This is a genomic window from Tropicimonas aquimaris (genome assembly GCF_042676185.1).
Lineage (GTDB): Bacteria > Pseudomonadota > Alphaproteobacteria > Rhodobacterales > Rhodobacteraceae > Tropicimonas > Tropicimonas aquimaris.
In genome coordinates, this window is sequence record NZ_JBHTJT010000060.1 from 286,512 (window position 1) to 300,038 (window position 13,527).

11 protein-coding genes are annotated in these 13,527 nt (G+C 59.6%); 8 read left to right on the top strand and 3 right to left on the bottom strand.

The features are described 5' to 3' along the window. Positions 1-33 precede the first annotated feature (33 nt). Both ACFQ2S_RS24615 and ACFQ2S_RS24620 read right to left on the bottom strand, forming a co-directional pair. Positions 34-459 (bottom strand): c-type cytochrome, encoded by a 426-nt coding sequence (locus ACFQ2S_RS24615; protein WP_386079350.1) that lies wholly within the window; start codon positions 457-459, stop codon positions 34-36. Positions 460-846: 387 nt separating this feature from the next. Then, on the bottom strand, positions 847-2,178 hold the full coding sequence (locus tag ACFQ2S_RS24620) for an ankyrin repeat domain-containing protein (RefSeq protein ID WP_386079352.1): 1,332 nt from the start codon (positions 2,176-2,178) through the stop codon (positions 847-849). 601 nt (positions 2,179-2,779) lie between these two features. On the opposite strand from ACFQ2S_RS24620, the gene ACFQ2S_RS24625 reads away from it, so the two are divergent. Both ACFQ2S_RS24625 and ACFQ2S_RS24630 read left to right on the top strand, forming a co-directional pair. Beyond that, positions 2,780-3,274 carry an HGGxSTG domain-containing protein gene (locus ACFQ2S_RS24625; protein WP_386079355.1) on the top strand — a complete coding sequence of 165 codons (495 nt, stop codon included), beginning with the start codon at positions 2,780-2,782 and terminating at the stop codon, positions 3,272-3,274. 69 nt (positions 3,275-3,343) lie between these two features. Continuing rightward, positions 3,344-4,717, top strand: coding sequence for a COG3904 family protein (locus tag ACFQ2S_RS24630; RefSeq protein WP_386079357.1), 1,374 nt, complete (start codon positions 3,344-3,346; stop codon positions 4,715-4,717). A 57-nt stretch (positions 4,718-4,774) separates the two neighbouring features. Here the strand turns inward: ACFQ2S_RS24630 and ACFQ2S_RS24635 are convergent, their stop codons facing one another. Beyond that, the gene (locus ACFQ2S_RS24635; RefSeq protein WP_386079358.1) at positions 4,775-6,388 is read right to left on the bottom strand and encodes a trypsin-like peptidase domain-containing protein; all 1,614 of its coding nucleotides are present in this window, start codon (positions 6,386-6,388) and stop codon (positions 4,775-4,777) included. Between the two features lie 605 nt (positions 6,389-6,993). Between ACFQ2S_RS24635 and ACFQ2S_RS24640 the strand changes: the two genes are divergently transcribed. The 6 genes from ACFQ2S_RS24640 (at position 6,994) to ACFQ2S_RS24665 (ending at position 13,172) form a co-directional block, all read left to right on the top strand. After that, on the top strand, positions 6,994-7,923 hold the full coding sequence (locus ACFQ2S_RS24640; protein WP_386079361.1) for a thermonuclease family protein: 930 nt from the start codon (positions 6,994-6,996) through the stop codon (positions 7,921-7,923). A gap of 425 nt (positions 7,924-8,348) precedes the next feature. Next, positions 8,349-10,580: an AAA family ATPase gene (locus ACFQ2S_RS24645; RefSeq protein ID WP_386079364.1), complete on the top strand. Its 2,232-nt coding sequence runs from the start codon at positions 8,349-8,351 to the stop codon at positions 10,578-10,580. A gap of 222 nt (positions 10,581-10,802) precedes the next feature. Continuing rightward, a complete protein-coding gene (locus ACFQ2S_RS24650) occupies positions 10,803-11,009 on the top strand; it encodes a hypothetical protein (RefSeq protein ID WP_386079367.1) in 207 nt (68 codons plus the stop codon). Positions 11,010-11,173: 164 nt separating this feature from the next. Then, positions 11,174-11,740 (top strand): hypothetical protein, encoded by a 567-nt coding sequence (locus ACFQ2S_RS24655; protein ID WP_386079368.1) that lies wholly within the window; start codon positions 11,174-11,176, stop codon positions 11,738-11,740. A gap of 466 nt (positions 11,741-12,206) precedes the next feature. Next, positions 12,207-12,761, top strand: a complete 555-nt coding sequence (locus ACFQ2S_RS24660) for a recombinase family protein (protein ID WP_386079391.1) — start codon at positions 12,207-12,209, stop codon at positions 12,759-12,761. 216 nt (positions 12,762-12,977) lie between these two features. Beyond that, positions 12,978-13,172, top strand: coding sequence for a hypothetical protein (locus ACFQ2S_RS24665; protein ID WP_386079371.1), 195 nt, complete (start codon positions 12,978-12,980; stop codon positions 13,170-13,172). Positions 13,173-13,527: the final 355 nt, after the last annotated feature.

Consider the following 13,527-nt stretch of genomic DNA (forward strand, 5'->3'; position numbering starts at 1 on the left):
TCATCGCTCCCGCTTAAAGGAGCGGTCGGAGAATTATTGCTGCACAGTCTGAAGGAAGTACACCAATGCGAGAATCCGCGCCTGAACTATTTCGTCGGCGTCCATCCCCGGGTGGAACGTGTCCGGAACAGCCTCTGCATAAAACAGATCGCCCCACACGGGCATCTCGGAAGTTCCGTGGCCGGCGATTTCTTTCCGCCCGTCTATAGACCGATACACCTCACTAAATGGGAACGCACTGTTGTTCTCCTGGGAAAGAAGCTGCAGGTTTTTCGGCTTGGTCTGGAACAACTCGGCTACTGGGCCGTCGCCCGCCGCGGCAGCGCCATGGCAGACCGCGCAGTTCTTTTTGAACAGATACTCGCCAAAGGTCGTATCCTGTGCCAACGCCGCGGGAACGGTGAATACGCACAGTGTCGTCGCCAGCAGGCAACGGCCTACATCTCTGGAATCCAACATCTCGATTCTCCCTCAGGCATTGTGAAAAGGTAGATTTCGCAAGTAGGAACAGCTCTGATCTAGGTCATTGCTTCTGACAGAGAGATGATTTTGGCTGGTTTTTCCTTCGCTGAGCAGACCTTGCCCGATATCGGGCCAACGGCGGCTAAGCGCAGTCATCGGACCTGTCGGACCGAGCACACAGACACCGAGCGGCCATGTCGCCAGCAAGTCGGCTTTGCCGACTTCGCAGACATTCGACGAAATCGGTCGGATGTCCGCTATAGGGTGGAGCCGTCGCCAAAAACGATTTGTCCAAATCCGGGTCAGACCCGTGGACGCATCTTGCCGCTGCTCTGGCCGAAGGCCCGGCGAGTGGTGTTCCGGTCGACACACAATGTTGACGGCTTATCCTCCCGGCTCACTTGGCTCAGCTCCGAGGGACCGAAGTGCATCTGGAACGATTGATTTTTTGTGACTGGCAAGCGCCAAATCGAGAGGAGTGTTCCCTAGGTCATCTTGAGCATTTGGATCCGCGCCGGCTCGTATCAACTCCTGGATGATCAAGGCATCCTCTTCAAGCCTTTCTGTATCCGCAGGCTTCACAGTACTTCTGAAATGGAGGTAGCGGCTGGCGGCGTAGTGCAATGGAGTCTGGCCTTCGGCATCTCGAACACGGACATCGGCTCCAGCGTCGATCAGTGCCGCAACCGCATCAGCGGTACTGTATTGAGCCGCGCGGTGTATGGGGGCGACCAGTCCTCGTTCTCTCTTACTGCGTAAGTCGATTTTTGCGCCCGCTTTGACCAACGCGACAATCAACGGTGCCGAATTTTTCCGGCCTGCGGCTTCATGCAGCGGCGTGAACCCGCCCTCATCTAGCGCATTGGGATCACACCCTGCATCGAGGAGAACCTGTAGAATCTCCGGTTCGTTTTTTCCGAATGCCGCGCGGTGCAGCGGTGTCCAACCTGCTTCATTGGTGGCATGGATGTCTGCCCCCGCTTCAATTAACTCACGAATTACTTCTACGGATGCGCTTCTACTCGCAGCGTCATGAAGTGGCGTATTCCCAAGGTCGTCCAAAACCATGATGTCGGCCCCAGCGTCGAGCAGCAACCGTACCACCTCGGCGCTATCGCTCGCCGCTGCACGATGTAGTGCCGTGTAGCCGTAACCCGGGGCGCGCGCGTGGACATCCGCCCCATCCGCGATTGTCCGTTCGATGGCCCGTAAATCGGGTGGGCTATCGTCCACCAAGAAATGCAGTTTCGTGTACTGACGTGGTTCGTAATTAATTTGAACAACAGCAAAGGTGGCAATGCAGGCGGCGAGGATTGCATTGGCGGATCGACCCGAAAACAGCGGTGCGGGTTTGCCACTGGGACGTTGCTGCCCCAAGAGGGCAACGGTGCCGAGGGCTGGAAATGTCAAAATGATGAAGATTGTCGACAATCCAAAGGCACTTCCTGATCCCCCGACTAGATGCAGGGAAACAAGGCCGATGAAAAACCAGAGCGCCTTGACGAAACCGAACACGCGAACGGCAATCCAAGCCAGCAGAAAGTTCAGTGCAGAGGATGCGGCAGTCATACCAAGGACCACTGACAAAAAGCCGATCACTGATTGATCTGGCCGGCCCCCGATGGCGGCGCCAAAGAACCAAACAACCGACCACACAACCGGCGTGAGCGCGCCGACCAGAAAACTGGCAACCGTCATTCCCCAACGCTGTTTCAAGGCAACACTCCTCGGCGTCAGACAGTAGAAATGTGCCGAATATGATACCAGTAGACCTTGGAGTAGTGGTTGACGCAGGTCATACCACTGCGTAGCGCAGGCACACAATCCGATCCCATTACGGACTTCGCCAGAAACCCGTCCAATGTCGGCTCTGCGCAGGAAGGCGACATGTGCATGAAACCGCGGTGGATCGGACACGTGCATCAAGCAATCAAGACCACTGCCACTAAGTTGAGGTCGCCAATCTTGCTCCACCCGAAGAGTGGTATTATATTACCTCCAGTCGATCAATTGATTTCAATCCCCTGCCCCGCCTGTGGCAATCAAGAAAGATCAAGATGCCCGGACCCGATCCATTCGGCCTCGACATCGAGGAACACGAGAACGGCGGCTTCACCATCACTTGCGAGGTATGGTCGCACGGCAACCGCGCCAACCGGATCGCCAGAATGCAGGCCATCAGCCGAAACATCAGGTGGACCGGATGGAAGTGTGCTTGGTGCTGCGAGCCGATCCCGCTCTACCGTCGGGCCGACGCCAGGTTCTGTTGCGAAGGCTGCCGGAAGCGTGCGGCGCGCCAACGGCGGATGAACAGGCAATGACGGGCGACGATTTGAAGAATGCGCGGCGAGAGATGAGATGGAGCCAGCGCGAACTTGCTCAGCGCGCAGGCGTCGACCGCACGACTGTCCATTACTGGGAGGCCAAGGCCGAGATCGACAATCGTTCTTGGGCGATAGGGCGGATAGCCGATGCACTTGGGTGGCGGGATTTTCAGACACTAATCGCGCGCACACTAATCGCGCGCACGCGTCACGGGGTCTTAGACCGAGACAAGGAGACCGCAAACCTCAACCGCCTGTACTCAGGCAGCAAAGGCAATATCCTCCATGGCGCTTGCAACCAAAGGGTCGCCTGCGGCGCCAAAACGAGGAAGGGCACGCCATGCAAGGCGCAGTCCGAGCCGGGGAAGAAGCGCTGCCGGTTCCATGGCGGGATGTCGACGGGACCGAAGACAGAGGAAGGGCGGCTGCGGATAGCCGAGGCGCAACGGAAACGGTGGCGGCGGAGTGACACAGCCCAACCGAACTGAAGCATCCACGTTGATTTGGCGGATGGAAACGGTTGTGAATGTCCTACCCAATCTGCCGAGGAGAATGTGTTGAAGGACGGAAATCTTTTCCATCTCGGCGTCGTTGTAATCTCCGCTCTGACGCTCCCGGCCACCGCGCAGGCGGCAGAAGTTACGCGCTCTCAGGACATTGAGTGTCGGGTTGAAATTTCCGGACCAATCGAGCGCGGCGATTTTGAGAAGCTATCTGCGCTTGAGAAACACCTTGTGGTGCAAGACGGTGAAAGCACCAGCGACTCTGTGGTCTGCCTTGATAGCCCTGGCGGGAGTGTAACAGAAGGTCTGAAGATGGCTGCGTTCTTTCTTGAGAAGGGGGTCAGCACGCGAATCCGGGCAGGTGCGGAGTGCCACTCAATCTGCGCAATAATGTTTATGATGGGCAATTACCGGGGCTCAGAGGTCGCAGGTTTAAGCAGAAGAATGCATGCCACAGCCCGACTTGGGTTTCATCGCCCGTATCTAACACTTGAAGAAGCTGGTTCCTTCACGTCGGGCGAGATTGAAGACAGCTATGACTTTGGCGTGAGCACTATCTTCGAATTCCTCACACTCGCCAACCAGCGAGAGCCATGGGGACCTGGCCGAATGATCGAGCCGGACCTAATGCAGAGAATTACTGGCACGCCAGGAGACGACCTTTTCTACATCTCCACCGTTGAACATGCTTTGCACTGGGACATCGGGATCGATGGAGTAACTGAACCGAAAGAAATTGGCTCATTGCACTTGCTGTTTGCCTGCGAGAACGCTTTGGCCGCAGGCGTTTCTCTTACGACGGAACTCGCTGGGAGCGGTCTTGTCGGCAATGAGATATTCGGACTCGCACCGGTCAATCCTTACACCATCAAAGCTGCTGTAGACGGCGTGCGTTGGGACCCGCAATCAGAAGCCTTCGAAGTCACGAGCCTTCGAAGTGGATATAGCAATGTGACCTGTGAGGTAGTGCCTTCCGGTGGTTCGGCGATGGTCTGCGGAACCGACGAGCAAACCAATATCCGACTCGGTGAATGTGGCACGCCTTACGGCCGCTGGTCTTTCGCCTCTCTTGCCTTCTATCACCCGGCAACGGAACTGCGCGCGCTCCCATTGATAGCGGGCAACGCTCCAGAGGCAGTAAAACTGCGGCACTGCCAAGTGTTCGATTCAGACGGCGCTCTAGTCGACGACGATCCCTGCATCCAGCAAGTCCTTCTCATTCGCGACGGCAAGGGACCACGCTCTCAGCACTTGTTCGACTGGCCTTCGGGTTCTCGCACAGTGGTCGAGATCGAAGCACGCGACGACGATTTTTCGGGAGCATTTCGACTTAATGGCAGCCCCGCCACGTCTGTACCCCAGACCGGTCCAGCGAACTGCATTCTCAATACCACGAGTGGCAACGTCTTCTGTATTAGCGACTACTAGCTAGCGCCACTTGCCTTCCATGGAGGCTTTTTCAGACCCATACGGCACGAGTGGCGACTACTCACACTCTAGGAGAACTGTTGCCGCTTGAAGTCGTTCAGCCAATGCTTCTGGAGGCAGTGGCTCAGTTGCGGCAGCTTCATCGAAAGCCACACCGTTGGAGCCAAGAAACATTTTTGCAGCCTCGCCTCTAATCGCGAAACCGACATTGTCCGGGACCACTCCGTAGGCCTCCATCGCATAGTCCAACTTGATCTTAGAGACCACAACTCCCACGACCTCACCCCGCGAGTTGACCACCGGCCCACCCGAGTTTCCGGGTTGAATCGGCGCCGAAATCTGCATCGTCTTCAGGTCGCCCCCAAGGCCCTTCAGCGACGAGACAGTCCCACGTTCCACGTTCAAGCCACCGAGGAAATCGTGTAACGGAAAGCCGGCTGTGGTGATGTCAGAATTCAGGCCGCCGGCCTTCTCTGCAAACACCAGGTACGCACCCATCGGGATGCTTGTCTTGACTGCTGCCAGATCGAACTCTTCGCTTGCCGCAATTACGCTGGCAGGCTGTCCGTTGACTGTTATGGAGTTGCATCCCTCAACAACGTGGTTGTTCGTCAGTACCACGCCCTGGTCATTGATCAAGAACGCCGTTCCAGATCCACGCACAACAGGCTGGCGTGTGACTTCATTTGACCGGGGTTCCTGACTAACGGTTGCAGGTGGGACAGGCTCATCGAGAGCTTTTGACATTTCTGTGGCCAACCTGTCGAGGTAGCCTCCTTTCGGCAAACTCAATGGCGCCTGGGGTCCGAAACTGATCGTCGCGACAACAAAATCCCCAACCTCGATATGAGCTGGAGGGACCAAGACCGAGACGGAAGTCCATTTCCCTTCCATGTAGCGGCTTCTGACATATTTCATGCCAACCTGCGTATCGACCGATGTGACCGCCGCGCCCTCAACACGAACGACATAGGGCTCATTATTCCCAACGTGTTCAGAGAGAATGTCAGAGTGCAAGCGCTCAGCCTGGGCTTGGCTCAACACCCCGAACCCGAACTCGATGCCTGTTTGAGTGTCTCGCCACACCTCGGTCGTTGGACTTCGTTGAGTGCGAACAACGCTCCCATCCGGAACCGCCACGGAGACGCCAAAATCTCGGAAGAAGCGGATGCGCCACCCTCCATTTTTTAGTGCCTGCTCGGTGATCGATGCCAGAATCGCAGCGTGAGCATTAAAGGGTTCGGTTTCGGCGACTTCCCAGGCGAACACCTCCATCGCTGATTGACTGCCACGTCCCCAAGCACCATCAAGCAGGCCGTTATAATAGCCGAGCAATGACAAGCCGGCCTGAAGAAACCGTTTCTCGTCCCAAGTCAACGGCCTGGCATCAAATGGGGCCTCTAGATCCGCATTTGCTCGCTGTAGCGTGGGAGGGTCAGAACGCCAATCAATCGACTGAGTGAAACCCCGCCCAGACGAACAGAAAGAGTCGGCGGGAATCTTGCCGCTGGTAGCCAACGCCTTAATCCGCGCTGCCGAGGTCTCGGTCGGAACCGTGCCGACTACAATTGCGAGCCACCCGCTTTCACTCATGAACACGCGAGCGTTTTCTTGTAGGCCGTTTTGCTCAATGAAGGCTCGTGCCTCCACCGTGTTGGGACGCGATGCCACAACAATCGCGCACTCCTCGGGACCGAAAAGATCCCCAGCCCAAGATGGGCCGCACCATACACAAAGCAATGGCACTAGGCCTTTCAGAAAGGACGCTCTCCAGCTCATGACGGCAGGGTATTTTCAGCGCGCCAACCTTGGAAGCCGGGTCAAGTATTCTCGCTTAGAGTGTGGCGAAAATGGCCAAGCGGAGCGGGGTGAGTTTTCCCATTCGGCAAAACACATCATCGGACGTCCCATCACTCCGGGTTCGGCGCAATCCGTGACATTGCCGTGGGCCACCTGACCGCAGTAGCCGCCGTCCCGAAGCGGTTAGCCCGCAATCGACCACTACACTCCGAGGATCCAGTCTTTTTTTGGGGGGGCGTCTTGATCCCCGCACTGCACGAAATGGAGACCGGCCGGCTCGGTACTTGGATGCATCCGCAATTCAAACATTCGGCACTCGCTTGATCTGCCGTCCGACCGTCGGACGAGACTTCTTCTTGTTGAAGGAATGTCGCGCACCGGCGTGACGTGCCCAATGTCCGTACTTCATGCTATGTGCCCATTCGACAGACCTATTGCTTTCGAAATGCGCACCATTTGATGCGCGAGATTGGACCGTGACGGAAGAACAAGCAAAACAAGCGCTCTTGCGGATCGAGCGAGCGCTCGCCAGTGCCAAGCTCAACCAGTGGGAGCGGAGGTTCCTTACCGACATTCGCCGGAAGCTAACCCAGTCCTGGGGAAGCTCGCGGCTCAGTGCGCGTCAGTTCGCAAAGCTGCAGGAGACGCTTTCCAAGTACGATACCCGAGACGGCACTGTGATAGATCTTCGGACAAAGCAGCAACGCGCAACCAGCAAACACCGTCGTGATGTTGGCCGGCAACGTGGAGGAACCCAGCGGCAGGTGACCACCTTTCCCCCTTGGCGAGACAAATGGCACCCATGGGTTCTGCTTACGGTCGCCGCAAGTATTGTGGCGCTCTCGGCCTGGCAACTTTTTGACAACGTCAGCTTGGACGGACTGTTCGATGCCGTCTCCGGTGTAAAGTTTACTGCCGGCGTGGATGCTGGAACATCCGTGGTACAGAAGGACGGCGCCGGAATATCCGTCTCGCCCAGGCCAAAGCTTTCCCAGCGGAGAAGTACCTCCGGGCCATCCTCGGCGGTTGACCCCTCAAAAATTGGGGTCATCGACGGCGACACAATTCGTTTGGGTTCCGGCGGACAGCGGATCCGGCTCGTTGGCTTCAATACACCCGAGACGTACGAACCAGTGTGCGCAAAGGGATACGAACTTGGCAAGCAAGCCACCGCGCGCCTGAAAGATCTGCTTACCAACGCCGAGTTCGCGGAGGTCGAATTCGTGCCATGCGCCTGCAAACCCGGGACTCAGGGAACCAACCGGTGCAACTATGGCCGCGCCTGCGCCTACCTTCGTGTTGATGGAACCGATGTGGGAACCACGCTCATAGCCGAGGGACTTGCGGCGAAGTTCATCTGTGGTCGAACCTCTTGCCCACGGCTACCCCGGCCTTGGTGCAACTAGAGGCCCACCAACGGTTCCTAGCCACTTCGCTCCACTGGGGGAACAAACGGGGGAACTAAATTCCGATTTCCAAGTTTTATTATTACAATTCAGTTTCTTACTGCTGTATAGTGGCGATCCCACGAGGACGCCGGGACCCTACCATTTCCTCAGCAAAATCAATGCAGCCGGCGGGACACGGGCGGCGTTTCGAGGGCGTTTTACGCCAATGGGTTAGCAGCCCGTCTGGGACACGCCAGCAGTGTTCTACCACCTAGTAGAAACGCCGCTCAGGCGGGGGACCTGGGCGGCGTAAAGAACACAAAAGGCGCGGTCAGGCACCTGTTACAATATAACGTGGATTGGGTCGGGAACGCAACCGTTTCTGCCAGCTCCCGCGCTCGCAATCTGCACGGCTCCGTCGCCTACAAGCGGGGGATTTCGTGATGGATATGGGCACCCCCCCGGCCTTCGCGTTCTGCACCGGCTGCGGGCAGCACGACACGCACAAGGACGCCGGCGAACCATACGGCAGGATCTCGTTTGCGGACATCGTGGCGATGGCCGAGAATCCGCCGCAGGCCCCGAAGGCGCAGGCGCAATGGATTATCCCGAGCCGGTATTGCGGCTTTGACGGCCGCGTCTTCGACGTGCAGCGGGAGCGCGGCGAGTTTGGCATGATCTGCCTGGACTTCGACGGCACGGCCGAGCAGCCCGCCGGCACGGCGAAGGAGATCGGCGCCGCGCTGCGGGCAATCTTCGGCGACGACGCCAAGCGGCTCTACTACAGCAGCAGCCGGGCGACCGAGGCCAACCCCAAGGCGCGGGTGATGCTGCCGCTGGCCGACGGCATCCCCGGCCGCGATTGGGCCGACACGATGGAGTCCGTCCATGACCTGCTCGAGGAGCATGGCCTGCGCCCCGACCGGGCGCTGGAGCGCACCGCGCAACTGGTCTTCCTGCCGAACCGCGGCGATTACTACTTCACCTCGCTCAAGGGGCTGGCCCCCGTCGAGTTGACGCCTGACCACCCGGTCATTCGGCGCCGCGAGGCGATGCGTGCGGAGCGTCGGGAAGCCGAACGGGCGGCGCAGGAGGCGCGGGCCTGGAGGCAGGCAGAGCGCTTCGCCCGCTACGATGCGAAGGGCCTCGAAAGCCCGGTGGATCACTTCAACGCGGCGCACACCATCGAGGGCCTGTTGGGGCGTTACGGCTACACCCCAAGCCGCAACGGCCGCGACTGGCGTTCGCCGGATTCGACCAGCGGCTCCTTCGCCCTGCGGGACTACGGCGAGTATTGGGTCTACATGGGCAGCGCAATGGACGACGTCGGTCGCAAGTCGGCGGCCGGTTACTCGACAGGCGATGCCTTCGACCTCTTCGTCTACCACGACCACGGGGGCGACTTCGCGGCCGCCGTGCGGGCCTACTCCAAGGAAGCCGGGCTAAACCAGCAAGAGGCCGACTGGCGCAACCCCTTCGAGGGTGTCGGCAGCCGGTGCGATTCCGGGCAGCAGCAGGCTGGCCAGGGAGACAGCAATCACAAGGCCGACAGCGGCGAGCAGCCCCCGCATGGGGCAGCCACCGCGGCGCTCGGCATTCGCAGCGGTGGCGCGGCGGCAACGCTTAACCTCGATGACGGTTACCTGATCGACGAGATTCTGCCCGTTGACGGTCTTTCGGCACTCTACGGCGCCCCCGGCTCGGCCAAGTCCTTCTGGGCGCTGTCGGCGGCACTCAGCATCGCCCGGGGCGTCCCCTTGCTCGGACAGGAGGTTGAGAAGGGCGGCGTGATCTATTGCGCCCTGGAGGGTGGTGGCAGGTTCTCGAACCGCGTCGCGGCCTACTGCAAGCATCACAAGATTGACCCGGCGGCGGAACTGCAAAACTTCCACCTTGTCAGCGTCGGCTTGAATCTGCGGACGCAGGACGGCCACGGCCCGCTGATCGCAAAGGCAGCAGAAGAGCTGGAAGCCGCAACCGGAACAACGATCCGGCTAATCATCATCGACACGCTCAACCGAGCCTTCGCGGGAGGCAATGAGAACAGCCCCGAAGACATGGGCAGCTTCGTCGATCAGGTGCAGGCGCTGCGGGGAAAGACCGGCGTGGCGGCGCTGGTGATCCACCATAGCGGCAAGGATCTCGCCGCAGGGATGCGCGGCCACAGCTCTCTTCTGGGGGCGGTGGACGCCGAATTGAAGATCGAGCGCAGAGACGTGGGGCGCCTCCTGACCGTCACCAAGCAGCGAGACGGCGAGGACGGTCTGCAGTTCGCCTTCAACCTGGAACTTGTTCCCCTCGGCACCACGCCGAAGGGCAAGCAGGTCGGCTCGCTGGTGCCCGTTCCGGCTGATGCTGCGGAGGTCAAGGCATCGGGCGAGCGCAACAAGCTCGGCCGCGTGCAGAAAAAGGTGCTTCGCTCCGTCGAAATCCTGGCGGCAGAACCCGGGTGCCAACGCAACCCCGGCGGGCCGGGCTGGCCAGAGATTGGCAAGTTCGCCGTGGTCGAGGCCGAAGCGGCCATTTCCGCCGCGTTGGGGCTGATCGATCCACCAGAACGCGGGAGGGACAAGCGCCGTGAGCACATCCGCCGCGCGATGGACGACCTTTGCAGCAAGGGCTTCATCGGCCGTAACGACGGCAAGCTCTGGGTCATCCGAAGGGCTGCGATATGATCCCCCAAAACCCCCAAAATCCCCCAAATAGGGTTTTGAGTGCTTGGGCAAAGCACGCCCCCCAAAACCCCCAAACACCTATAGGTTTGGGGGTAGGGGAGAATGCCCCCGCGATGGCTGAAAGAAGCCTTCGCCGAGCAGGTCCCAATGCCCGGCAACGCGACGGCGCCGGAACGGCCCACCCGAATTTTCCCCTCTCTCACAGCATACGGAGTTTGACCGATGGTTCGATGCCAATCCATCCCGCTACTCGGCACCGAGCGCGACGGCGCGACGCTGATCCGCATCGAGCGATGCATCAGTGCTCCCAGCCCACGGGGCGCCATGGTCCTGCACTGGCAGCGGCCGAACGGCGCGATCTTCAAGACCGCCATCGCAACCCACCCGCGGGCCTGCCGGCCTCCCGCCGACCCCAACCTGGATTTCTGAAATGCAGGTTACCGAAGCGCGCATCACGGAATTCGAAGAATGTGCCCACCTCTCTGGCAGGTATGGGCGCCGTGTCCGCGAGCCAGCTGCATCCATCGGCCGTACGGACGCGGCCGGACACCGTGACCGGAAGGTCCGCAAATCCATCAGAAAAGGGTAACCCAATGAACGACAAGGTCCCTGAGAACGTTAAGGACGAGACGAAACCAAAGAGGCCCGACCAGCCGCGATATGACCTGTTCAGCTTCACCAATGATGGCAATACCGTCGCCGTAACCCAGCACGGCAAAGACGCCCTGGAACGGATCTACGGCAGCAAGAGTCCGGCTGTGAACGACGGTCTGTTCAACCAGGGGTACATGACCCTCAATCCAAAAGAGGTCCAGCCGGGCGCAAACGACGTGAGGGGGTTCATCCCGGCAATTGTCCGCGATATCGATCCCCGCGACGCGTTCGAGCGCATGTTGGCCGTGCAGATGGCGGTGACCCATGTCGCCCTGATCCGTCAGGGCGGACGCATGGCGAATGCCGAGCACCTGTCCCAGTTCGAAGCCCATGAACGGGCTTTCAACAAGCTGGCCAGGACATTCACCGCGCAGATGGAGGCCCTGCGGAAGCATCGCAGCGGCGGCAAGCAGACTGTCACGGTTCAGCACGTCAACGTCGGCAACGGCGGGCAGGCAATCGTCGGCAATGTCGAAACCGGGGGGAGGGCAAATGAAGAAAGATGACGACAACCCCATGCACGCGGCCAATCAGGCGCCCAGGTGCAAGGCGCATTCTAAGCGGACGGGGGAGCGCTGCAAGGCCCCGGCCGTTAACGGCTGGAAGGTCTGCCGGATGCATGGGGCAGGAGGTGGTCACAAGGCGGGGCCGACACACCCGTCGTGGAAGCACGGCATGCGGTCCCGCGAATGGACCGAGGTCCGAAAATACATCAACGAGCTGGCTCGTGAGGCTCGTGAGGTCGACGCGCTGGCAGAGGCGGAGTTGGAACAGTGTCCAGAACGCGCTTCTTGAGGATCAGGCAGTGCCGCGAACGCGCCGTGTCAGGGGAATGCCATCCTGACACTAGGGCAAGGCCTATTTGCAGGCTTGTGTCTGGCGAGATTGACCCGCCAATAGGGTCGCCTTTCGCATTTGGCAGAGCCCCTGCCACAAAGTCACAGAATTGATTGGCCGATGGAGGCAATGAAAATGCTTATTGGATATGCCCGGACTTCGACGCTCGAACAGAAGCGCTCGCTTGCAGCGCAGGTTGATGCCCTGAAAGAGCATGGCTGCGAACGAGTGTGGTCGGAGCAGGTCTCCTCGGTGGCAACCAGGAAGGCTCTCGAGGACACACTGGATTTCGTTCGAGAGGGCGACACACTTGTCGTGACGAAGCTCGACAGGCTGGCACGGTCTGTCCGCCACCTGGGAGAGATCGTCGATTTGATGGAAGCCCGGAAGGCCAACCTTCGCATTCTGGACCTCAACCTTGACACCTCGACGCCTACGGGCCAGCTCATGTTGAACGTCCTCGGGTCAGTGGCGCAGTTCGAACGCCAGATAATGCTGGAGCGGCAGCGGGAAGGAATTCAGAAGGCAAAAGAGGCAGGCCGCTACAAGGGTCGCAAGCCAACAGCACGCGCCAAGGCCGGCGAAGTGCAGGCCTTGCTTGAAGCTGGCATGACCAAGAGGGCCATCGCTGCGGAATTGAGCATCTCCGAGCGGTCAGTATACCGGGTGGCTTCTCAAGTTCAGTGCTGATTTGTGGCTCACGCGACCTGCAACACCTGGCCGTCGGAGGCGGTGTCGTAAGCCAGCAGAAGCAGGCTGCCTCTGGAGACCAATCCAACCAGGTGTACGCGATGGGCTTGGCGCACCATCGTCCTGGCACACGTGCGGCAGCGCCTGCCAACGCGCCGCCAAATGACCACAATCTCCCGCTACGATCCCCGACAACAACCAGACAGGGATTGGCAGATGAGCAAACTCCTGATCGGCGTGCTGATTGCGTCCGGAGCATTCTATTTCCTCGGCAGTCCTGGAGGGGTGATGCGACATTCGGGCGGTAGCGGACTGGGCAAGGGCGGCGGGGCTGGCATCGGCGCGTATGCAAAATCCTCTCACGGCGCGGTCAAAGGCATCGGCAATGCTGCAAGTGGAATTCTGAAGTAGCCTTGCGCAGGCGCAGGTAGACGGGCGAGTGTGTATTCAACCGGCCGAATAGCTCGAAGGTCGCAATCTCGCCGGGCTTTTCGAAGCCAGGGAACGACAGATTGCGCTCGCTGAGGTTCCGCTCTGGTTGTCGATACCTGCGCTCACCGGACGTTGGACGAGCAACGGACTTCGTGAGCGCAGCATGATTTCAGACCGACATGAACGGCCCAATGCCGACTTTGGATCTGGTTGCCCAGCGCCGCATTGCGGCGCGTCGAAGGAGACATTCTCTAAGGACGCGATATTGGACTGAACTGGCCCCCATTTCGACCGGACACCTGGGCTTGACCCAGGAGGCTTAGGGATAGCCCTG

Bases quoted from the DNA above. Each gene is read 5' to 3' on its own strand.
- ACFQ2S_RS24615 (WP_386079350.1), bottom strand. From the start codon at position 459: ATGTTGGATTCCAGAGATGTAGGCCGTTGCCTGCTGGCGACGACACTG.
- ACFQ2S_RS24625 (WP_386079355.1), top strand. From the start codon at position 2,780: ATGACGGGCGACGATTTGAAGAATGCGCGGCGAGAGATGAGATGGAGC.
- ACFQ2S_RS24655 (WP_386079368.1), top strand. From the start codon at position 11,174: ATGAACGACAAGGTCCCTGAGAACGTTAAGGACGAGACGAAACCAAAG.
- ACFQ2S_RS24660 (WP_386079391.1), top strand. From the start codon at position 12,207: ATGCTTATTGGATATGCCCGGACTTCGACGCTCGAACAGAAGCGCTCG.
- ACFQ2S_RS24650 (WP_386079367.1), top strand. From the start codon at position 10,803: ATGGTTCGATGCCAATCCATCCCGCTACTCGGCACCGAGCGCGACGGC.
- ACFQ2S_RS24645 (WP_386079364.1), top strand. From the start codon at position 8,349: ATGGATATGGGCACCCCCCCGGCCTTCGCGTTCTGCACCGGCTGCGGG.
- ACFQ2S_RS24665 (WP_386079371.1), top strand. From the start codon at position 12,978: ATGAGCAAACTCCTGATCGGCGTGCTGATTGCGTCCGGAGCATTCTAT.